The organism is Pseudomonas sp. NPDC087803, from assembly GCF_044742995.1.
Classification (GTDB): Bacteria; Pseudomonadota; Gammaproteobacteria; order Pseudomonadales; family Pseudomonadaceae; genus Aquipseudomonas.
In genome coordinates, this window is sequence record NZ_JBIUVO010000007.1 from 79,060 (window position 1) to 99,899 (window position 20,840).

A 20,840-nucleotide genomic window follows, 5' to 3' on the forward strand; every position below is an offset into this window, starting at 1 on the left:
AAGCCATGGCGATCAAACAATTAATAAAACGCACCAGTGGCTGGCTTTACCTCAATTCGCCCGTGGGACGAAACCAGTTGCACGGGGCCGGGGTGATCCTGATGCTGCACCGGGTGCTGGCCAACGACCGCGCCGCCGACCTGCCGCACCGCAATGAACTGTGCGTCGGCCCCAAAGCGTTCGAACACCTGCTGGTGTGGCTGCGCCGGCATTTCGATTGCGTGTCGCTGATGGACATCCTGACGCCCACCGCACTGCGCAGCGAGCGCCCGCAAGTGGCGCTGACCTTCGACGACGGCTGGCGCGACAACGCGGTCAACGCCTTCCCGCTGCTGCAAAAACACCAGGTGCCGGCGAGCATTTTCCTCTCCACCGATTTCATCGGCAGCCGCCAGCGCTTCTGGTGGGAAAGCCTCGGCGAAACCCTGTGGGGCAGCCACGGCGAAAAGGCCCGCATGCACTTGATCGAATGCCTGCACGTGATCCACCACCCGGTGCCGGTGCTGGTCGATGACATCGACGTCGATCGGCGCAGCCTGTCGCTGCTGCATTACCTGCAAAGCCTGAAAAACCTTGAGCCGGCGATGCTCGAACGCCTCACCGACGAATGCCCGCCCGAAGCGCAGCCGCAAGCGCTGGACTGGCATCAGGTGCGCGCGCTGGAAGCCTCGGGGCTGGTGCGCTTCGGCCCGCACGGCGCCAGCCACGCGATCCTCACCGAACTGGACGATGTGCGCCTGAGCGAAGAAATCAGTCGCAGCCGTGATGCCTTGCACAACGGCTGCAACCGGCCGTTGCCGGTGTATTGCTACCCCAACGGCAACAACGACGAGCGGGTGCGCAAGCAGATTGCCGCGCACGATTATCCGTTCGCCCTCGGAACCGGCACCGGCATCTATCGCGGCGCAGGCGACCCGCTGAACCTGCCGCGTTTCGGCGTCAGCCAGCGTACCGCACGTAATCCGGAGCTGCTGTCGTGGCGCATCTTCCGTGGCAACCGCCCATGAGCCGCAGCCACTACCTCAGGCACCTGGCGCTGAGCATGGGCACCAAGCTCGCGATGATCGCCCTGCGCCTGCTGCGCAACGTGTTGCTGGCGCGGATCCTCGGGCCGAGTGAACGCGGGTTGTTTGCGCTGCTCAGCACCTTGCCCGACCTGATCAGCGCCGCCACCAGTGGCGGGTTGAACTCGGCCGTGGGTTATCAGGCTGCCAAGCAACGGCCGATGGGCCTGCTGCTGAGTCAGGTGCTGGTGTTCGGTTGCATGCTCGCCGGTCTGCTGACCTTGCTGGTGGTGGCGCTGGTGCGTGAATTCGGCAGTGACCTGGATGTCACGGTGCAGCTCGGTCTGTTGGCCTGGCTGTTGCTGCTGGCGGTGCCGCTGACGGTGCTGAAAAGCGGCCTGCTGACCCTGCACAACGCCTCCGGCGGCGTGGTCGCGTTCAATGCCTTGCGCCTGACCGAATCACTGGCGCCGCTGCTGCTGTTTCTCGCGCTGTTCTGGATGTGGAAAAGCGCGGCGCTGGAAGCGGCGCTGATCAGCTGGCTGGCCGGGATCAGCCTGGTGGTGCTGGCCGGTTGGGTCTGGCTCAAACGGGCGCAACCGCTGCAACTGCAATGGGATCGCGCCAGCCAGAACGAACTGCTGCGCTACAGTGCACGCAGCCATCCGGACCTGCTGTTCCAGCAAGTGATTCTGCGCTCGGATTACCTGTTCATCGGCGCCCTGCTCGGCAGCACCGCGCTGGGTCATTACGCCATGGCCAGCGCCGCCGCCGAACTGCTGCTGATCGTTCCGGAAGCGGTGACCACGCCGCTGATGAAACGCCTGCTGCAACAGGACGAAGGCATGGACAAGGTCACCCCGCTGGCCCTGCGTCTGACCGCCACGGTGATGCTCGGCGCGTGCCTGACGATGGCGCTGATCGGCAACTGGTTGATCGTCACCCTGTTCGGCATCGCCTACCAACCGGCGTATCCCGCGCTGCTCGCCTTGCTGCCGGGGCTGCTCGGCCTGTGCTACGCAAGCATCCTGCGTCTGGACCTGCTGGGGAAAAACCGCCCCGGCACGGTGTCGCTGCTGATGGGGCTCGGCGCCCTGCTCAACCTGGCGCTGAACCTGGTGTTGATTCCGGCCTACGGCATCGTCGGCGCGGCGGCGGCGTCGTCGATTGCCTATCTGGCCGTCACCGTGGCGATGCTGGTGTTGTACTGCCGTTTGAGCGGCGTGGCGTTCTGGCAAACCCTGATCATCCTGCCCAGCGACATCACGCCGATGTGGCAAATGCTGCAACGGAAGGCCGCATGAAAGGCCTGGTCCTGCTGCTCGGTCTCGGCCTGTCGCTGGACGCCTTTGCCGCGTCGATGCGCTGGGGCGAGATCCGCGACGGCAGCCTGTACCTGCAAACCGATCGCCCGGACACCGTGACCGTGCGCTGGACCCCGGCGTGGCAGGCCGATGCCAACGAAGAGCATCTGTACCTGCTCGACGGCCAGGGCAAATTGCAGGGCGAGCGCTTGATCAGGGCCAGCGAAACCCGTGGCACTCAGAGCTGGCCGTTACTGCCCGGCGCGGCCAGTTATCGTTTGGAAATTCCCGGCTACAGCTTTCGCAATTATCGGGTCGAACACGACGACCGTACCGTGGCGCTGTTCGAGCCGGCCAAAGTGCATTTCAGCGCGCAGACGCAGAATGGCGACGAGTTGTATTTCAAGGTCGCGCCGGGGGAACACGCGGTGCTCGCCGGCAAGTTTCACGGCGGGGTCAACGCGCTGCAGGCACAACGGGTGGGCGATGACCGGGCGCTGACACTGGCGCTCAAACCCTATCGCGCCTATTGGCAGTTCGATCAACTGGCGTTGCCGGTCAGCGAGCGCGAGCAGGTCTGGCGCCTGCGCTTGCAAGGCAGCGGCAAAGCGGCGTTCTGGCTCGACGGCACGGCCAATCGGTTTGCGCAGAATCCGCAGCAACTCAAACCCGTGCGCGAAGAAACCGGCCAGATCCACCTGACTCTGCACGACAAAATCCTCGGGCGCACGCCGGACCTGGGCATCGCCCTGCCCTACGTGATGCCGCCCGCCGCCAGCCATGCCGTGCTGGACGCGCTGAAACCGACCGCCGCCAGCTACTACAGTTTTGTCGATGTCACGGCGAAGAATCCGCACTTCGAGGATGCGTTCCGCGAGGTTTATCAGGAGCGCTTCGGCATCCGTCAGGACATCACCCTGCTCGCCGGCAGCCAGCGTCAGGCTGACTTGCGCGCCGATGTGCAAAGCAATGGCGGGCTCGACGCGTGGCTGGCCAGCACCCGCGCCTTGGGCGGCAAAGGCACGCACTACATCGGATTCGCCGACGAGCCGAACCTCAACTATTCGAGCTTCGAGCAATACCGGGCGATTTTCACCAGCATGGCCAGACAGGTGCGCAGCGATCCGGCGAATGCCAAGGCCGGCGTGCGCATCGCCATGCCGGCCAGTTCACGGCTGGTCAATGGGCCGTTCGCCGACAACGCGGCAGACAAGCGCGGCATCGACTGGGCGCGGCGCTTGCTCGGCGAGTCCGCCGAGCAGATCGACGCGCTGGCGTGGCACGAATGGATGATCCGCGACCTGCTCGCCACCCGCGTCTACCGCGACAGCGTGCGCCGCGCCGCCGAACTGGTCGGCCTCGACGCCCACGGCCAGCCGCGCAAAGCCTTGCTGCTGGATCAGACCAACCTGTCCAGTGGCTCCAGCCTCAGTCCTTACGATCAGGAGACCCATTACGCCTCGCTGTGGTGGGCCTCGGTGGTGATCAATGCCTCGCAGGACGGTTTGCTGACGATGCTCAACTGGTTTCAGGCCGCCGATGAACCGCAGTACCCCAAGGGCATGATCCGGGTTTTGGGCGCCGAGCGATTCGAGCTGAAACCGGTGGGTCTGGCCCAGCAGTTCATCGCGCAACACTGGCTGCACCAGGTGCTGTGGCTGGAGAACGATGGCTTTGAAGTCGATGTGCTGGCGATGGCCGGCGACGAGCAGCGGGGCCTGCTCGGTGTGAATAAAGGCACGCGTTTGCAGCGTGTCGACCTGAGTGGCGCCAGGTGCCCGCTGAACAACGGTGCGTTGCGTTACTTCGGCGCGGACAACCGCAGCCGCGACGCGCCGTTTGCCTGTCGCGCCGGACGCGTCAGCTTCGAGTTGCCAGGGGAAACCCTGTTCGCCCTGAGCTGGAGCGCGTCATGAACCCCAATTTCAGACAATGCATGGCGAAAACAAAATTGTGGCGAGGGAGCTTGCTCCCGCTGGGCTGCGAAGCGGCCCCAATACTTGCGACCCCATTGGCGACTGCTGCGCAGCCGAGCGGGAGCAAGCTCCCTCGCCACAGTCGTTCGCCCTGCGATATCGCCGGAGTACAGAACATGGGTACCGTCAGCAAACTCAGCGAACACATCAAACAAAAAGGCCTGCGCGCCACCCTCGGCAAGGCGTGGAAGCACTACGTGTTTTTCCATCAGGAACTGCTGTGGATGGAGCGCGATCTGGTCAGTCCGGTGCCACCGCACAGCCTCAAACCGTATCCGCCACTGCGAGTGGTAAAAATCACCGCCGACAACGCCAGCGCCTTCGCCCGCTACTTCGGCGACCGTGTCGGGACCATGGCCGAGTTGGCCAACGAAGGGCACACCGGGCACATGCACCTGGACGATCAGGGCGATGCCGTGGCCTTCATCTGGGGCAGCGCGCGGGACTATTTCGACCGGCATTACTACGGCTGCATGTTCCCGGTGAAACCCGGCGAATTCTTCGAATTCGGCGGCGAGCTGACCCGTTCCTACTGGGGCACCGAACTCTCGGTCGACCTGCAACTGGAACTGTGGAAAGCCATGGCTGCGCAGGGCTGCGACAAGGTGGTGGACGTCTGCGAGTTCCACAACATCCCGGCGCTGAAACTGCACCTGCGCATGGGTTACACCGAACAAGGCCGGATCATGAACGTCTACACCCTGTTCGGTCGCTGGCGCTTCTACCGCGAAACCCGCTACAGCGGTTCGCGACTGGATGCGCTGCGCAAACCATCCCGTCCACCTGTCACAGCCACGGCGGTCTGAGCCTATGACGGCGCGATTCGAATGGCGCACGTCACTGTGCGCCGCCAACTTCCCGGCAGCCGCCTATGAAGCGCTGCGCCTGCGGGTGACGGACCACACGCCGTTCAACCACCTGGGCTGGTTGTGCGCGGCCGAGCAGGCACTCGATGGGGGTGAGCGCCTGCACATCCTGCTCGGTTGGGAAGCGGACGAATTGCGCCTGTGCCTGCCGCTGGTGGCGGGCCGCGAGCGTTTTGCCGGCGTGCCGTTCCGCGTGCTGCACCACTTGGGCCATCCGCTGGCGGACCGGCTGGCGCTGCTGTCATTACTCAACGGCGAAGACATGCGCGAAGCCTTGCGCCTGATCCGCCGACAGCTGCCGCACGCGCTGCTGCAACTCAACGAATTGTCCGAGCCTGCAGGTGAGGAAAGTGCCCTGACCGAATGGATGGCCCACAGTTCTGCTGGCGAACGCCGTCTCAGTTGCCGGGTGCCGGTGCATCTGATCAGCGAGGCGGATCATCAGGAGGTCTCCGGTGACCCACGCTACAAGCTGCGCCGAGCGCGCAAACGGATTGCCGCGTGTGGCGCCCAGGTACGGCGCATCACTCCCGACGCGCTGAGCATGGCTGTGCTGTTGCGGGCGATCAGCGAAGTCGAAGCGGTGAGCTGGAAAGGTGACGAAGGCGTGGGGATCTTTGCCAGCGAGCGCAGTCGGCAATGGATCGAACGCGCCTTCACCGCCCTCGCCGGCCAGGGCCTGGTGCGGGTGGTGACGCTGGAACTCAACGGGCGTTGCATCAGCTACCGCCTCGGCTTGCTGGAACAGGGCCGACTCTACGATTACAACCTCGCGTTCCTGCCGCAATACGCCGATCTGGGCAGCGGCCGGGTGCTGCTGGAGGAATGGATTCGCTGGGGGCTGGACGAGCACTGGCGCTGGATCGACGCCTCGCGGGTCAGTCTGGAAAACTCCAGCCACCAACTGCACGAACGCATGACCGGACAACTGGAACACTGGCGCTGGAGTTTCTATTCCTGGCGCCCCAGCGGGATGTTGCTGGGGCTGGGATTGCGCCTCTGGCATCGCTTGAAACCGACGGTGCAGCAATGGCGCGCGCGACGTGCGGCCAGACCGGCGCCGGCGCCCACACCTGTCGTCATCACCACGGAGGGCGATCATGCCTCGCCAAGTCATAGTCAACGCTGACGATTTCGGTTTGAGCCCGAACGAAAACGCGACGATCTTCGCCGCGTTTCAGGCCGGGGTCATCAGCTCGGCCACGGCCATGGCCAACATGCCGGCGTTCGAAGCGGCCTGCGCGATGGCCCGGCATCCGTCCTTGCAAGGTCGGATCGGGTTGCACTTCAACCTGACTTACGGGCGACCGTTAAGCGCTCCGATCCTGCGCAGTCGCACCTTCTGCGATGGCCACGGCGTGTTCGACCTCAGCCTGCCTCGGCACAGCCTGTGGCTGAGTCGCGAAGATCGCGACGCGGTGCGTGAAGAGTTGCACGCGCAGTGGCAGCGCTGTGTCGAACATGGCGTGCGGCCGAGCCACATCGACTCGCATCAGCATGTGCACAACATCTGGCCAATCGGTGAACTCGTCGCGCGCTTTGCCGCTCAGCAAGGTGTGCCGATTCGCCTGGCGCGCAACCTGGGACAGAACCTCAGTCTGCCGAAACGCCTGTTCAAAGGTTTGCTCAACTGGCGTTTACAAAGTCTCGCCGGAGCCACGGCGGATTATGTGTGTACCCCGGTAGACCTGCGCAACGACCCTGCGCCGACCGACGGCGTGCTGGAAATCGTTGCCCACCCGAATCAGATCGGGAGCGATTTCGGTGACGCCTATCTCAACCCCGGAGAATCCCTGAGCCGCGTGCTAGAGCAGCGGCTGCCGGGCGTTCCACGGGTTTCCTATGCCGATCTGAACAAGGATTTTCTACGCGGTGCCGCGGCACTCGATTGACCTACATAACTTGCAATACTTTCGAAAATGGCGCTTCGAAACGGCGTTGCAGGTGTGATCTATACCCACAAAAGCACCATCCACCACACCGGGCCTTGGCCACGGAGGGCAACATGAGCGTTATCGAAAAACTGCGCGAACGCATTCGTCAAAAAGGCCTTGGCCGTCTCTTCGCCACCCTATGGAAACGCTATGTGTTCTTCCACTGGGAGCTGCTGTGGATGGAGCGCGATCTGGTCTCCCCGGTGCCGCCGCACAAGCTGCGCCCGTACGAAGGTTTGCGCAAAGTCGATATCACCCAGCTCAACACCGGGGCCTTCGCCAAACACTTCGGCGACCGCGTCGAAACCATGGCCGAACTCGCCGCCGAGGGTCACACCGGGCACATGTACCTCGATGCCGACGGTCATGCAGTGGCGTTCATCTGGGGCAGCATTCGCGACTACCACGACCGTCACTATTACGGCTGCTGGTTTCCGGTCAAACCCGGCGAGTTCTTCGAATTCGGCGGCGAAATGGCCCGGCCGTATTTCGGCACCAGCCTGTCGGTGGACGTGCAGGTTGCACTCTGGGAAGCCATGGCCGCCCAGGGCTGCAACAAAGTCGTCGACGTCTGCGAAACCCACAACATCCCGGCGCTGAAACTGCACATCCGCATGGGCTACCACGAACAGGGCCGCGTCACCCACGTCTACGGCCTGTTCGGCCGCTGGCGCTTCTACCGCGAAAGCCGCTATGACGGCTCACGCCTGGAACCACTGCGCAAACCAGGGCGGCCGGTGGTGAGTGCGGCGGCGCAGGCGTGAATTAATCGTAAAAGTGATGGCGGCCATTCGGCCGCCTTCGCGAGCAGGCTCACTCCTACAGTGGCTTTGTGTACGACACCATTCAACTGTAGGAGTGAGCCTGCTCGCGATAAGGCGCGAAGTCGTTCGCCAGGTTCACATTCAGAAGGGTCAAACGGCCGAAGTTGGTTTTGATTCTTTCAGCCAGACTTGAAACCTTATCGACGCCTTCGCGAGCAAGCCCGCTCCCACAATGGATTTGTGTACGACGCAGATCCAATGTGGGAGCGGGCTTGCTCGCGAAAAGGCCGGTTGCAGCGATGGAAAGCTTCAGGCCTTACTGGCGACCAGGGTGAAGCACAGCGGCATCTGCGCTGGCTGATTCAGGTACTGGTCGTACACCTCTTCCCGGTTCGAGTGCGCATACTCCTTGAAGTGCGCGATGTTCAGGCCGGCGGCGAGGGCGCCGCTGAAGATCGCGCCGAGGGTGTGGACGAACCAGTAGGACTTGGCAGCCTGCTGCTCGACCTTGCCCACGTAGACGATCGGTTCTTCCTGCACGAATGGCTCGGCGCGGAAGTAGGAGCTGGCGAGGCGGTACGGGTCTTCGCCTTCAGGATCGACCATTTCCAGAAACGGATGGGTTTCATAGATCACCAGTTTGCCGCCCGGCTTCAGGGTCAACGCGACATGGCGGAAGAACTCGCCGATGTCGGGCATCCAGTTCAGCACGCCGATGGTGATCAGCGCCACGTCGAAGCGGCTATGCAACGCGGCCGGCAGGTGATGGATATCGCTTTCGATGAATTCGGCGTGGTGCGGCGAGCGCTGGTTCAACTCGCGGGCCTGTTCGAGAAACGCCTCCGATTGATCGACGCCGACCACACTGCGCGCGCCGAGGGCAAACAGCGACAGACTTTCGCGTCCGTTGTTGCAGCCCAGTTGAATCAGCGCTTTACCGTCGACGCCGACCTGTTCCAGCACGCCACGCAAGGTGTCGTCGAGGCAAGAGAAATCAGCTTTTGACACGTCGTTCAGCAGCGCTTGCCATTCCGCTGATTCACGGTGATGGCGAGCGGAATCGTTCCACGCCTGTCGATTGCTGTCGATGGCGGTTTTATTGTTGGGCACTTCCATGGCGCACTCCGGACGATGCTCGTGATTGAGCGGTGTCGAGTGTAGAACGACCCGCTCAGTACGGTTGTTGCGACTTTGTAAGCCACACCGCCGATCCACGTGGGAGCTAGCCTGCTAGCGATAGCGTCGGTACAGCCAACATCTTCATCGCCTGAACCACCGCTATCGCGAGCAGGCTCACTCCTACAGTTCGGAGCGCTTACATTTGGTTGAGGCGTTCACGCAGGAATTCGACCAGCGCCTGCACCGGGCGCGAAGCCTGGCGGTGCTGCGGGTACACCGCCGACAGGGTCAGCGGTTCAGTGCGGAAATCGTCCAGGACCGGCACCAGTCGCCCGTCTTTCAGCGCCGCGCCAACGATGAACGTCGGCAGATAGGTAATCCCCATCCCCTGCACCGCCGCGTCCCTCAGCAACTCGCCATTGTTCACCCGCATGCGCCCGGTAACATTGACCAGCAGCGGCTTGCCCTGCCCCGCGTTGAAGCGCCACTGCACCGAGCGCCCGTGGCCGTACGGCAGGCAGTCGTGGCTATGCAGGTCTTCGGGATTGAGCGGTGTGCCACGTTCGGCCAGATACGCGGGGCTGGCGCAGTACACCCGCTCGATGGCGGCGATACGCCGGGCGATCAGTGTCGAGTCTTCCAGCACACCGATGCGCAGCGCCAGGTCATAACCTTCGCCGAGCAGGTCCACCGGGCGGTCGCTCAAATCCACTTCCACGGTGACCTCGCGATAACGCTGCAGGAACAGCGGCAGCAGACACCCCAGGTGCGCCACGGCAAACGACAGCGGTGCACTGACGCGAATGGTCCCGCGTGGCTCGGCGGTCTGCCCGGCAATGCCCTGCTCGACCTGTTCCACTTCGCCCAGCAGACGCAGCGCCGACTCGTAATAGCTCTGGCCCAGCGGCGTGACGTCGAGGCGTCGGGTGGAACGGTTCAACAAGCGCACACCGAGGCGCTCTTCGAGCTGCATCAAACGGCGGCTGACGAACTGCTTGGACAGGCCCAACTGATCGGCCGCAGCAGTGAAACTGCCGGAGTCCATGACCTGGCAAAAAATACGCATGTCTTCGAACGGGTTCATTGTCACTCTCTGGTAGACAGTCAAACGCTTTATAGCCGCTTTTTCACTTTTCGACAGCTCATTAATCTGTGTTCACGGTTTGAGAACAGCCCGACACAACACCAAAAACTTTCGAAAAAGGAATTGAGCATGAACATCAAAAAGACCCTGACCGCATCCCTTCTCGCCCTCTCCGTCGGCAATGCTTTTGCCGCTGGCAGCCCGGGTGTCGAACACACCACCCAGGCCTTCCTCGAAGCCCTCGCTGCCGGCGGTGGCAAACCGCTTGAGCAACTGAGCCCAAAGGATGCCCGTGCGGTACTGACTGGCGCTCAGGCGTCGGTGAAAGTCGACCTCTCCGGGGTTGAAGTCAGCGACAAGGCAATCAAGGTCGATGGCCAGACGATCAACCTCAAAGTGGTGCGTCCGGCCAAGGTCAAAGGCGAGTTGCCGGTGTTCATGTTTTTCCATGGCGGCGGTTGGGTGTTGGGCGATTACCCGACGCACCAGCGCCTGATTCGCGATCTGGTGGTCGGTTCTGGAGCAGTCGCGGTGTACGTCGATTACACGCCGTCGCCGGAAGCGCAGTACCCGACGGCGATCAACCAGGCCTATGCGGCAACCAAGTGGGTCGCGGAAAACGGCCAGCAGATCGGTGTCGACGGCAAGCGTCTGGCGGTGGCCGGCAACAGCGTCGGCGGCAACATGGCGGCGGTCGTGGCGCTGATGGCCAAAGAAAAGCAGAGCCCGGCCCTGCGTTTCCAACTGCTGATGTGGCCGGTGACCAACGCGCAGTTCGACGACGGCTCTTACCAGCAGTTTGCCGAGGGCCATTTCCTCACCAAGGGCATGATGCAGTGGTTCTGGGACAACTACACCACCAACCCGGCCGAACGCGCACAGATCCACGCCTCGCCGCTGAACGCCAGCAGCGAACAGCTCAAGGGCCTGCCCGCCGCGCTGGTGCAGACCGCCGAGTTCGACGTGTTGCGGGATGAAGGCGAAGGCTACGCGCGGCACCTGGATGCGGCCGGCGTGGCGGTGACCTCGGTGCGCTACAACGGGATGATTCATGACTTTGGCTTGCTTAATCCGCTGAGTCAGATTCCCGAAGTGAAAGCGGCGGTGCGGCAGGCGGCGGCTGAGCTGAAGACGCATCTGAACTGAGGCCCCCTCACTCGCCACACCCGACGGTGTGGCGAGTTTTTCGACCGACCACATTCTGTGGCGAGGGAGCTTGCTCCCGCTGGGCTGCGCAGCGGCCCCAAGTTTTTGTGAGCGCTGCGCACTCAAGCGGGAGCAAGCTCCCTCGCCACAACGGCGCTCATCATCGTGGAGCACATCATGCCCCTCCTCCTCACCCACCCACTGTCCTGGAGCGCCGCCCTGCTGCTGCTCGATGCGCTGCTCTGGCACCTCGCCCCGTTCCAGCACCGCGCACCGAGGGTCGGCATTCGCCTGGCGCTGTTCCTTGGTTTCAGCGCATTGATCATCAACGCCGAGATCAGCCCGTTGCAGGCGCCGTTGTTCGCCGATGACCGGGTGATGCAACTGGGCGCAACAGCGCTGGGGATTATCTGGTGGCTGTACGCCGCGCGAGTGCTGACAGAGGTGGTCGGTCTGGCACTGATGCGGCGCATCGGCCACAGCGGTCGGCTGTTGCAGGATGTGATCGGCGCGCTGGTGTTTCTGGCGGCGATCGTCGCGGCCGCCGGCTATGTGCTGGAACTGCCGGTCAAAGGCTTGCTGGCGACCTCCGGGGTGGTGGCGATCGTCGTCGGTCTGGCGTTGCAAAGCACCTTGAGCGACGTGTTCTCGGGGATCGTGCTCAACACCACCAAGCCGTATCAGGTCGACGATTTCGTGGTGATCGACGGCGTCGAGGGCAAGGTACTCGATATCGACTGGCGCGCCACGCACCTGCTGACCAGTAGCGGCACCCTGGCGGTGGTGCCGAATTCGGTGGCGGCCAAGGCGAAGATCGTCAATCTCAGTCGCCCGAGCAACCTGCACGGCGTCTCGATCAGCATCAAGGTGCCGAATCACATTCGCCCACGGCGAGTGCTCGACGCCCTCGACCGCACTCTGCAAGGCAGCAGCAGTCTGCTGCTCAATCCGCCGCCCAAAGCCGTGTTGAAGGAGGCCGGTGAGGAAATGTCGGAGTATGTCGCCAGCGGTTTCATCAGTGAACTGAGCAAGAAAGGCGAAGTGCGCAATCAACTGTTCGACCTCGCCCACCGGCATCTCGAAGCCGCAGGAATTTCCCGGCATCCGGATGGCGTGATCGCCCCCTCGAGCCGCGCCCGGGCGTTGCTCGATGAAGTGAAAGTCTTTCGCTCGCTGAGCCATGAGGAACGTGATCGCCTCGCCGAATCGATGGTCGCGCAACAGTACGCGGCCGGGCAGGTGGTGCTGGGTCTGGATGAAGTGCCCGACTGTCTGTTTGTCATCGCCACTGGCGTGGTCAGTGCGACCGTGCCCGATGGCAACGGCCAGACCGAGGCCGGGCGCATGGGGCCGAGCGAGGTCATGGGCGAACAGAGCATCCTCGCCGATACCCCGTCGCAAGCGACGTTCACCGCGCTGACCTCGAGCATCATCTACCGTCTCGACAAAACCCTGGCGCGCCAATGCATGGAGCAGCGCAGCGAAGTCGCCCAGGCGTTGAACAAGTTGCAGGCGGTGCGACAGCAGAGCAGTCACCTCGCGCTGATGGCCAAACCGGTGGCGGTGCGCAAGGGTGGTTTTCTCGGCTGGTTGCAGAAACATTAAAAGCAAAGATCGCAGCCTGCGGCAGCTCCTACATTGGAACGCGTTCCTCTGTAGGAGCTGCCGCAGGCTGCGATTTTTTGATCTTCTTACTTGGCCGTGAACTTGGTGTAGCTGTTGATCAGGTTGCGGTAGTTCGGCAGGCGCTCGGACAGCAGATGCGCCAGACCTTCCATGTCGTTGCGCCAGTCACCCTGCAGCTCGCACGCCACCGAGAACCAGTTCAACAGCTGCGCACCGGCTGCCGACATCCGCGCCCACGCCGCTTGCTGCACGGTGGTGTTGAAGGTGCCGGAAGAATCGGTGACCACGAACACGTCATAACCTTCGGCAATGGCCGACAGGGTCGGGAATGCCACGCACACATCAGTCACCACACCGGCGATGATCAGTTGCTTGCGACCGGTAGCCTTGATCGCCTTGACGAAGTCTTCGTTGTCCCAGGCGTTGATCTGGCCCGGGCGCTGAATGAACGGTGCATCGGGGAATTGCTCACGCAGCTCAGGCACGATCGGGCCGTTGGGACCGGCGTCGAAACTGGTGGTGAGGATGGTCGGCAGCTTGAAGAACTTGGCGATGTCGCCCAGCGCCAGCACGTTGTTCTTGAACTCGTTGGGGGTGAAATCCTGCACCAGCGAAATCAGACCGGTCTGGTGATCAACCAGCAGCACGACCGCATCATCTTTGTTCAGACGCTTGTAAGGAACGCTCATGGGGAAACTCCTCGGTGGATGGTTGTTGCGGGAGGCGCCGTGCCGGTTGGCCGGCGCTTTTTTGTAGGGATCAGAACGCGAAACAGGAACAGCCGAACGCGCCCCAGAAACCGGCGAAGTCACTGACCGGTGCGGTCGACAGTCGAGCCTTTTCATGGCTGTGCGAGTGCACTGCGCAGGCACCGACGCACTGGTGCACTTGCGCCTGCAACGGCGAGTTCGGGCGCCAATGGCCCGGTACCTTGACCACCGGCGACCAGTCCGGGAGCACGGGGATCGAGCGTGGGCCGAGGTCTTCAAAGTCGCCGGCGGCGTAGACGATCTTGCCGCCGACCACGGTCAGCACCGACTCGATCCACTTGATTGCTTCTTCCTCGACATGGAAGAAGTCCGCGCTCAGCGCCGCCAGATCCGCCAGTTGCCCGACCTTGATCTGGCCCTTGTTGCCCTGCTCGGAGGAGAACCAGGCGCTGCCGTGGGTGAACAGTTCCAGCGCGGTAGTGCGTGGCAGACCTTCTTCGTACAAGGCCAGACCACCGACGGTGCGGCCGCTGACCATCCAGTACAGCGAGGTCCACGGGTTGTAGCTGGACACCCGCGTGGCATCGGTGCCGGCGCCTACTGGCACGCCTTCGGCAAGCATGCGTTTGATCGGCGGCGTGGCTTCGGCGGCTTTCGCGCCGTAGCGGTCGACGAAATATTCGCCCTGGAACGCCATGCGATCCTGAATCGCGATACCGCCGCCCAGCGCCCTCACCCGCTCGATGTTCTGCGGGGTGATGGTTTCGGCGTGGTCGAAGAACCACGGCAAGCCATTGAACGGAATGTCGCGATTGACCTTCTCGAACACGTCGAGCATGCGGCTGATCGATTCGTTGTACGTGGCGTGCAAACGGAACGGCCAGCGCTGCTCGACCAGATGGCGCACCACCGGTTCCAGTTCCTGTTCCATGGTCTGCGGCAGGTCCGGACGCGGTTCGAGGAAGTCTTCGAAGTCGGCGGCGGAAAACACCAGCATCTCGCCGGCACCGTTGTGCCGCAGGTAATCATCGCCCTGGTGCAACTTGACGCTGCCGGTCCAGTTCTGGAAATCGCTGAGCTCTTCTTTCGGTTTCTGGGTGAACAGGTTGTAGGCGATGCGCACGGTCAACTGGTCGTCCTTGGCCAGTTGTTCGATCACCTGATAGTCGTCGGGATAGTTCTGGAAACCACCGCCGGCATCGATCGCGCTGGTCAGACCGAGGCGATTGAGTTCGCGCATGAACTGCCGGGTCGAGTTGACTTGATACTCCAGCGGCAGCTTCGGCCCCTTGGCCAGCGTCGAGTACAGAATCATCGCGTTGGGTTTTGCCACCAGCATCCCGGTCGGATTGCCGTTGGCATCACGCACGATCTCGCCACCCGGCGGGTTCGGCGTGTCGCGGGTGTAACCGGCAACCCGCAGTGCGGCGCGGTTGAGCAGCGCGCGGTCGTACAGGTGCAGAACGAACACCGGGGTGTCCGGCGCCGCCTGGTTGAGTTCTTCGAGGGTCGGCATGCGTTTTTCGGCGAACTGGAATTCGTTCCAGCCACCGACCACGCGCACCCACTGCGGGGTCGGCGTGCGGTCGGCCTGCTCCTTGAGCATGCGCAGCGCATCGGCCAGCGACGGCACGCCTTCCCAACGCAGTTCGAGGTTGTAGTTGAGGCCGCCACGGATCAGGTGCAGGTGCGAGTCGTTGAGACCGGGGATCACGCAGCGCCCGTGCAAGTCGATCACTTGCGTGGCCGAACCGCGCAGGGCCATGGCCTGGGTGTCGTTACCGACGACGACAAAGCGGCCGTCCTTGATCGCCACGGCACTGGCCAGCGGCTTGCTGCGGTCTACGGTATGAAATTGGCCATTGAACAGAATCAGATCGGCGTTCATCGCAGTTCCTTTCGAGAGAAATGAATGGGTTTCAGCGTGACGGCTGTTTGGCGGGCTCGAGGTGAGCATGGGCCTGACCGGCTTCCAGCCACGGCGCGAACAACCGGGTCACGCGGGGCATGAACACGTACACCACCGACAGGACGATGGTCAGGGTGATCAGGAACGTGGCGACCACGTAATTGGAAAGCAGCGGATGCAGCTTGAGCAGCGGCCCCCAGATCAGCGGCACCAGCAGCGTATGCGGCAGAATCACCAGCAGGGTGATCACCGCTTGTTTCCAGCGCGGCGGCGGCTTGGCGGCATCGGCCAGCGGCGCGAACCAGAATTCGTTGACCGGCGCGACTTCGGTCTGGTCTCCATCGGCGAGCATCGGCGCTGCTTCATCCACCAACGCCTGACGCTGCGGCGACTCCAGCCACAGCTGCATGGCCTCGGTGGAGCAAAAGCGCAGGACGCAGGTGTATGTGTCGAGGCCGGCCAGTTTGCCGCGCACCACATCGACCCCGAGGTGACCGTCGCGCTGCCCGGCGACCCGGACGATGTTGCGCAACCACGCCTCGTAAGGCTGTTCAAACCCGGCCTTGACCCGGTGCTTGACGATCAGGGTCACGGTTTCACCGCCCCCCGGTGCTTTTGGACTCAGGGCTTCAGGCATAACGCAGCACTCCGGGCAGACGGACATTGAGCGCCAGCCGTCCCGGCCCGGCGATAAACACAGTGGCGAACAGGATCAACAGCAACCAGCCGAACTGCCCCTCGGCCACACTCCATTGCGGATGCACGACCAGCAGCGGCACCAGCAGAACAAAGAGAATAGGCAAGCAGGCCAATCGCGCCAGCACCCCGCCGACGATCAGTAGCGGACACAGGACTTCGGCGAAGATCGCCAGGCAGAGGGTGAGGTGCGCGCCGAGGTGAAACGGGTCTTCGATCTGCTGCAATTGCGCGTTGAAGTTCAGCAGCTTGGGCAAGCCATGCACCCACAGCAGAAACAATCCGCCGCTGACCCGCAGAAACAGCAAACCGGCGTCGCGCGCCCGTTCATCCTTTTGCACAGCGTTCATGAGCTCACCCTTTAATGCTTATCGGGGTGAATCATGCTCGTCGCCGGCGGAGAAAAATTGGACATATGTGCTGTAGGCGCTGTCGCAGGCTGCGAGCTTTTGATCCTGTTTTTAAATCAACATCAAAAGATCGCAGCCTGCGGCAGCGCCTACAGGGAGCGTGCGCGCAGCATTAATTGAGTTGATAGGACAGCTGACGGAACAGTGGGCCCTGCACCGCATCGCTGTTGCCTCCGCCCTCTGGCAGACCTGCGGTGATCAAACGGCGGTCGAGCGTCAGGAAAGCAAACGCTTGGGCGTTGCCGGTTATCGACCTGACGCCGCTCAGTTGATTGGCCACAGAACGGGTATCGCCGCCCCACACCGGGTTGCCAAACGCTTCGGCCGTGCCGTCTGCATAGAGCACCGCATAGGCACCATTGGTGCTGGCGATTTGCATGACGTCCGTACGTCGGGCCACCGAAGCCGGAACCAGCCCGCCCTGGGCCGAATCGCCCCATGTGTCGATTTGATGGTTATCCAGGCGGACCGCAAAACCATAGCCGCCGCCGATGATTTCGATGACGTTGGTATAAGCGGCAATCCGCCCAGGCACCACTCCCCCCGCCTCCGGATTGCCCCAGGCGACGACACGGCGATCGGCGAGCAGTGCGGCAAATGCCGATCCGGAGCTGATCACTTCGACAATGTCGTTGAGTCGGGCAATCTCGGGCGGCACCGTGCCGCCCGACACCCCTTCGCCCCAGCCGACGACGGTGCCATTGGCTCTCAAGGCCACGCACGCATTGTGATTGCAGGTCACGGCGCTGACGTCGCGCAGTGCCGCGATCCCGGTGGGTAGGCTGCCGCCAAATCGGGAGTCGCCCCAAGCCACGATCTGCCCGTTGGTACGCAGCGCCACGAAAGCTGAAACCGTCGCGCCGATGCTGACGATGTCAGCCATCAGCGCGATATCGCCAGGGACCGATCCGCCAAACCGGGCGTCGCCCCAGGCGGCCAGTTGACCGTTGCTGCGCACGACCGCGCCGCCATAACCTCCCGCCGTGACGCTGACCACATCGGTCAGGCCCGCCACCTCGGGAGAAAGGACACCGCCGTAATCGACGTCGCCCCAGGCCTTGACGGTATTGTTGGCGCGCAACAAGGCCATGGCTCGAGACCCACCGACAACATCAATGACATCCCCGAGCCCGCCAATGTCCGCCGGCAAGGTACCGCCATAGCGACCCAGCCCCCAGGCGACCAGACTCCCGGCGTCACGCAGGGCGACAAATGCGGCATGGGCTTCATCCGGGGTGGCAGGATCACCCCAGCCGTTGCCGAACAGATTGGCCCGTTGCAACAACACCTGAAACTGGCCGCTGCCTACCCGAAGCAGACGCCGGGGTTGCCGATCGTCGAAACGCGAGCCACGAAATGACTGACTGTCGCCCTCGTACTGCCAAACGGTTTCCACGGGTTTGAGACTGACCGGATCGAGCGCCGTCAACAGGCGCGAGCTGCCCTTGTTCGACCAGTAACGCATCGTGGTGCCGCGTGAACCGATGACCAGCGGCGCGACCCGGGCCGCAGCCTCCTTGATCACCACGGACAACGGCGGCGACTTATAGGTCTGGCCATTGCGGTACAACAGGTAGAACAACGTGAAGGTTTCACCCCGGTGATTTTCGATGAACTGCTTGTCCACCGGATAATTGGCACGGCTGTTGGCGTTCAGGGCCTTGGCCTCGAATGACGGTACACCGGCTCCGGACGGCTGCTCGAAGAATGGTTGCACCCTGTCTCCCGGCAGAAAGCCCAGCAGTTCGACCTGCAGATTCGCACCGTCGACATTCGCCGGATCATCCGGGTCGTAGACGCCATTGACCGACCGTTGAAACCGAGGCTGTTGCAGATCCGGCCGCGCTTCTCCCACCACTTGCGCCAGGGCGGAACTGGCAATGCCGATCCGCACCCCGCCGCGTACCACTTCATAATTCGACGTCACGGCACTGCCGGGGATTACCCGGTCATAGGGCACTTGCAGGACGCATGGCCGGTTCTGTCCGAACGCATCGGCCTCGATCTCACCGCTGACCTTTACCACTTCATCCGGTTGACCTGGCACTCTGGCGATGTAGATCACATTGATAATATCGCCGGGGCGCATGCGCCTATCGTTGGTGAGCACGATCAGCGACAGGGGATTTCTGTCGAGTTTCGACAAGTCGATGGTTTCCGAGACATCTCCCGATTCGCTGGGAACTTCCCGATAGATCAGGGGCAGGAATCGGGTTCCGTCCAGATTCTCTTCGACGATCTGCGAAGCCGACCAGAGCGCATCAGGATCGACGGTGTTGCCCAATTGGTCGGTGACGGTGTAGGCAAACTCAAGGGTCTTGTCAGGCCGCTGGGGCACGCTGTCCAGAAAAGCCCGAGTGAGGGTGAAACACACGGTGGTAGGCACTGCCGAGCCCGGATAGGGCGGAGGCGCTGCTTGATCCGCGCTGACTCTGAAGGGGGTGGGGAGGCTTTGACCGTTGCATTTGAGTGTGATCAGGTCATAGGCCCGGCAGTACGGATAACGGAAGCAGACCTGAGCGCTGACGAAGTCGGCAGCGACGCCTTTCAGGATCTCTTCGGGTAGCAGCAATTTCAGCTCGGAATGACCCTCGACAAGCGGCTCGGTGTCTTTGAGGCCCGGCCGGATCTTGTTGTACAGCCCGGTCACCGTCGCCGAGGTGGCCATGTTCTGGCTGCCTCGCACGATATCGCAGTAAAGCCCGAAAACGCTGTCGAAGGGCAGCCGCCCGTAGGGGATGCGCATGAACACTGTGGCGTCGACGTCCTCGAAGATGTGACTGTCGAGAATCGCCGTCTCGCCCACCAGTCTCAATCGTATGACATCACCTTTTTCGACCGTTCCGCTCAACGGCGGATCGACTCTCACGGTCGCCTCCACACCACCGGTCCCCGGACTGTGGATGAGCATGGAGACGCCTAGAATTGCGCCAACGACTGGCTCGGTGGCGCCGACTATATTGGGCGGAGATACCTGAAGTACGCCGTTGTTATCAGATTCGGGGGTGTTCATAGGCCGGGCACCTGTGCAGTGTTTAGTGAACAGGTGCCAGCAAACCGCTAAACAGGCCATTGCGCACCTGTCAGATATGACAGGTGCGCCAATATTTAAGACAGACGGTCGATCACTGTAGGGGGAAGTCACCGGCGCCAGCCGGCGCCACTGACAGAATCCCTGGATGGCCGCGATCCGTACGGACGAGCAGCGTCAGGTCGTCGGTATATCCAGCGGCGCCGCCATGAACTGACTGATCCGCGAGCGCAGCCAGCGTTCGGCCGGGTCGTTGTCGTGGACCCCGCTCCAGGCCATCGACAGTTGCGCGGCGTCGATCGGGAACGGCGGATCTTCGGCGCGCAGATTGCAGCCTTCGACCAATGCGCAGGCGGCGTAGTCCGGCACGGTGGCAATCATTTCGGTGCCGGCCAGCAGCGCACGCAACCCGCTGAACTGCGGCACACCAAGCACCACGCGCCGACGGCGGCCGAGCTTGGCCAGGTCCAGGTCGATGTTGCCGCTCAAGTCACCGGAGAACGACACCATCGCGTGCGGGCGCTCGCAGTATTCGTCGAGGGTCAACGGCCCGGGGCGATCATCGCCGCGCAGTACCTTGCAGGGAATGTCGCGCAGTTTCTTGCGCTTGGCGTTGGCCGGCAGATCGGTGGTGTAACTCACACCGACGGAGATTTCCCCGGACGCCAGCAGCGCCGGCATCAACAGATAGTTGGCGCGGCGCACCACCACGACGATGCCCGGCGCCTCTTGCTGAAGCTTGCGCAACAGCGGCGGAAACAGACCGAACTCGGCGTCATCCGACAGGCCGATGCGGAACACATCACAACTGCTCGCCGGGTCGAACTCCTTGGCCCGGCTGACCGCGCCGGAGATCACGTCCATCGCCGGTTGCAGCTCTTGCAGAATCGCCAGCGCACGCGCGGTCGGCTCCATGCTGCGGCCATTGCGCAGCAGCAACGGATCATCGAACAGATCACGCAAACGGCCCAGCGCGGCACTCACCGCCGGTTGACCCATGAACAGTTTTTCGGCGACGCGGGTCAGGTTCTTTTCGAACATCAGCGCTTCGAAAATCACCAGCAGGTTCATGTCGACGCGGCGTAGATCATTACGGTTCATGGGCGGCAATTCCTTCGTTGACCAGTCGCAAGTGCTGAGCACTCTACCCGATCAACGGCGGTTTGCATGCGGTGCCTGCCGGCGAATTAACAACGATTAACTCGTCAGGTTCCGTTTCCCGTCTTAACAATGAAGGCTTCTGCGCAGCGTTGTTTTTTTG

General features: G+C 62.7%; 17 protein-coding genes. 9 read left to right on the forward strand and 8 right to left on the reverse strand.

Going from position 1 to position 20,840, the window contains the following annotated elements; all coding sequences use genetic code 11:
- The first annotated feature begins 5 nt into the window (after positions 1-5).
- The 7 genes from ACIOUG_RS07550 to ACIOUG_RS07580 all read left to right on the forward strand — a co-directional run bounded on the left by ACIOUG_RS07550 (position 6) and on the right by ACIOUG_RS07580 (position 7,848).
- The gene (locus tag ACIOUG_RS07550) at positions 6-1,007 is read left to right on the forward strand and encodes a polysaccharide deacetylase family protein (protein ID WP_401063957.1); all 1,002 of its coding nucleotides are present in this window, start codon (positions 6-8) and stop codon (positions 1,005-1,007) included.
- On the forward strand, positions 1,004-2,308 hold the full coding sequence (locus ACIOUG_RS07555; protein ID WP_401063960.1) for a lipopolysaccharide biosynthesis protein: 1,305 nt from the start codon (positions 1,004-1,006) through the stop codon (positions 2,306-2,308). The genes ACIOUG_RS07550 and ACIOUG_RS07555 overlap by 4 nt, the downstream gene beginning before the upstream one ends.
- Entirely contained in the window at positions 2,305-4,224 is a 1,920-nt protein-coding gene (locus ACIOUG_RS07560; protein WP_401063962.1) for a hypothetical protein, read from the forward strand. Before ACIOUG_RS07555 ends, ACIOUG_RS07560 begins: the two co-directional genes overlap by 4 nt.
- A gap of 176 nt (positions 4,225-4,400) precedes the next feature.
- Positions 4,401-5,090: a GNAT family N-acetyltransferase gene (locus ACIOUG_RS07565; RefSeq protein WP_401063965.1), complete on the forward strand. Its 690-nt coding sequence runs from the start codon at positions 4,401-4,403 to the stop codon at positions 5,088-5,090.
- A gap of 4 nt (positions 5,091-5,094) precedes the next feature.
- Entirely contained in the window at positions 5,095-6,279 is a 1,185-nt protein-coding gene (locus ACIOUG_RS07570) for a GNAT family N-acetyltransferase (RefSeq protein ID WP_401063968.1), read from the forward strand.
- Complete coding sequence (locus ACIOUG_RS07575) at positions 6,251-7,042, forward strand: ChbG/HpnK family deacetylase (protein WP_401063969.1); 792 nt, start codon at positions 6,251-6,253, stop codon at positions 7,040-7,042. The genes ACIOUG_RS07570 and ACIOUG_RS07575 overlap by 29 nt, the downstream gene beginning before the upstream one ends.
- 113 nt (positions 7,043-7,155) lie before the next feature.
- Positions 7,156-7,848 (forward strand): GNAT family N-acetyltransferase, encoded by a 693-nt coding sequence (locus tag ACIOUG_RS07580; protein ID WP_401063972.1) that lies wholly within the window; start codon positions 7,156-7,158, stop codon positions 7,846-7,848.
- A gap of 309 nt (positions 7,849-8,157) precedes the next feature.
- On the opposite strand, the gene ACIOUG_RS07585 is transcribed toward ACIOUG_RS07580, so the two are convergent.
- Positions 8,158-8,964, reverse strand: a complete 807-nt coding sequence (locus ACIOUG_RS07585; RefSeq protein WP_401063975.1) for a class I SAM-dependent methyltransferase — start codon at positions 8,962-8,964, stop codon at positions 8,158-8,160.
- Between the two features lie 199 nt (positions 8,965-9,163).
- Positions 9,164-10,051, reverse strand: coding sequence for a LysR family transcriptional regulator (locus tag ACIOUG_RS07590; protein WP_401063976.1), 888 nt, complete (start codon positions 10,049-10,051; stop codon positions 9,164-9,166).
- Between the two features lie 129 nt (positions 10,052-10,180).
- On the opposite strand from ACIOUG_RS07590, the gene ACIOUG_RS07595 reads away from it, so the two are divergent.
- Both ACIOUG_RS07595 and ACIOUG_RS07600 read left to right on the forward strand, forming a co-directional pair.
- Positions 10,181-11,197 carry an alpha/beta hydrolase gene (locus tag ACIOUG_RS07595; RefSeq protein WP_401063979.1) on the forward strand — a complete coding sequence of 339 codons (1,017 nt, stop codon included), beginning with the start codon at positions 10,181-10,183 and terminating at the stop codon, positions 11,195-11,197.
- 177 nt (positions 11,198-11,374) lie between these two features.
- Positions 11,375-12,802 carry a mechanosensitive ion channel domain-containing protein gene (locus tag ACIOUG_RS07600; protein WP_401063981.1) on the forward strand — a complete coding sequence of 476 codons (1,428 nt, stop codon included), beginning with the start codon at positions 11,375-11,377 and terminating at the stop codon, positions 12,800-12,802.
- Between the two features lie 86 nt (positions 12,803-12,888).
- On the opposite strand, the gene ycaC is transcribed toward ACIOUG_RS07600, so the two are convergent.
- The 6 genes from ycaC to ACIOUG_RS07630 all read right to left on the reverse strand — a co-directional run bounded on the left by ycaC (position 12,889) and on the right by ACIOUG_RS07630 (position 20,680).
- Entirely contained in the window at positions 12,889-13,512 is a 624-nt protein-coding gene (gene ycaC / locus ACIOUG_RS07605; RefSeq protein WP_025111237.1) for an isochorismate family cysteine hydrolase YcaC, read from the reverse strand.
- A 70-nt stretch (positions 13,513-13,582) separates the two neighbouring features.
- On the reverse strand, positions 13,583-15,421 hold the full coding sequence (locus ACIOUG_RS07610) for an amidohydrolase (protein ID WP_401063984.1): 1,839 nt from the start codon (positions 15,419-15,421) through the stop codon (positions 13,583-13,585).
- A 31-nt stretch (positions 15,422-15,452) separates the two neighbouring features.
- Complete coding sequence (locus tag ACIOUG_RS07615) at positions 15,453-16,079, reverse strand: antibiotic biosynthesis monooxygenase (protein WP_401063985.1); 627 nt, start codon at positions 16,077-16,079, stop codon at positions 15,453-15,455.
- The gene (locus ACIOUG_RS07620) at positions 16,072-16,488 is read right to left on the reverse strand and encodes a DoxX family protein (protein WP_401063986.1); all 417 of its coding nucleotides are present in this window, start codon (positions 16,486-16,488) and stop codon (positions 16,072-16,074) included. Before ACIOUG_RS07620 ends, ACIOUG_RS07615 begins: the two co-directional genes overlap by 8 nt.
- A 172-nt stretch (positions 16,489-16,660) precedes the next feature.
- A complete protein-coding gene (locus ACIOUG_RS07625; RefSeq protein ID WP_401063989.1) occupies positions 16,661-19,561 on the reverse strand; it encodes an RCC1 domain-containing protein in 2,901 nt (966 codons plus the stop codon).
- Between the two features lie 195 nt (positions 19,562-19,756).
- Positions 19,757-20,680 (reverse strand): LysR substrate-binding domain-containing protein, encoded by a 924-nt coding sequence (locus ACIOUG_RS07630; RefSeq protein WP_401063991.1) that lies wholly within the window; start codon positions 20,678-20,680, stop codon positions 19,757-19,759.
- Between the last annotated feature and the right edge of the window lie 160 nt (positions 20,681-20,840).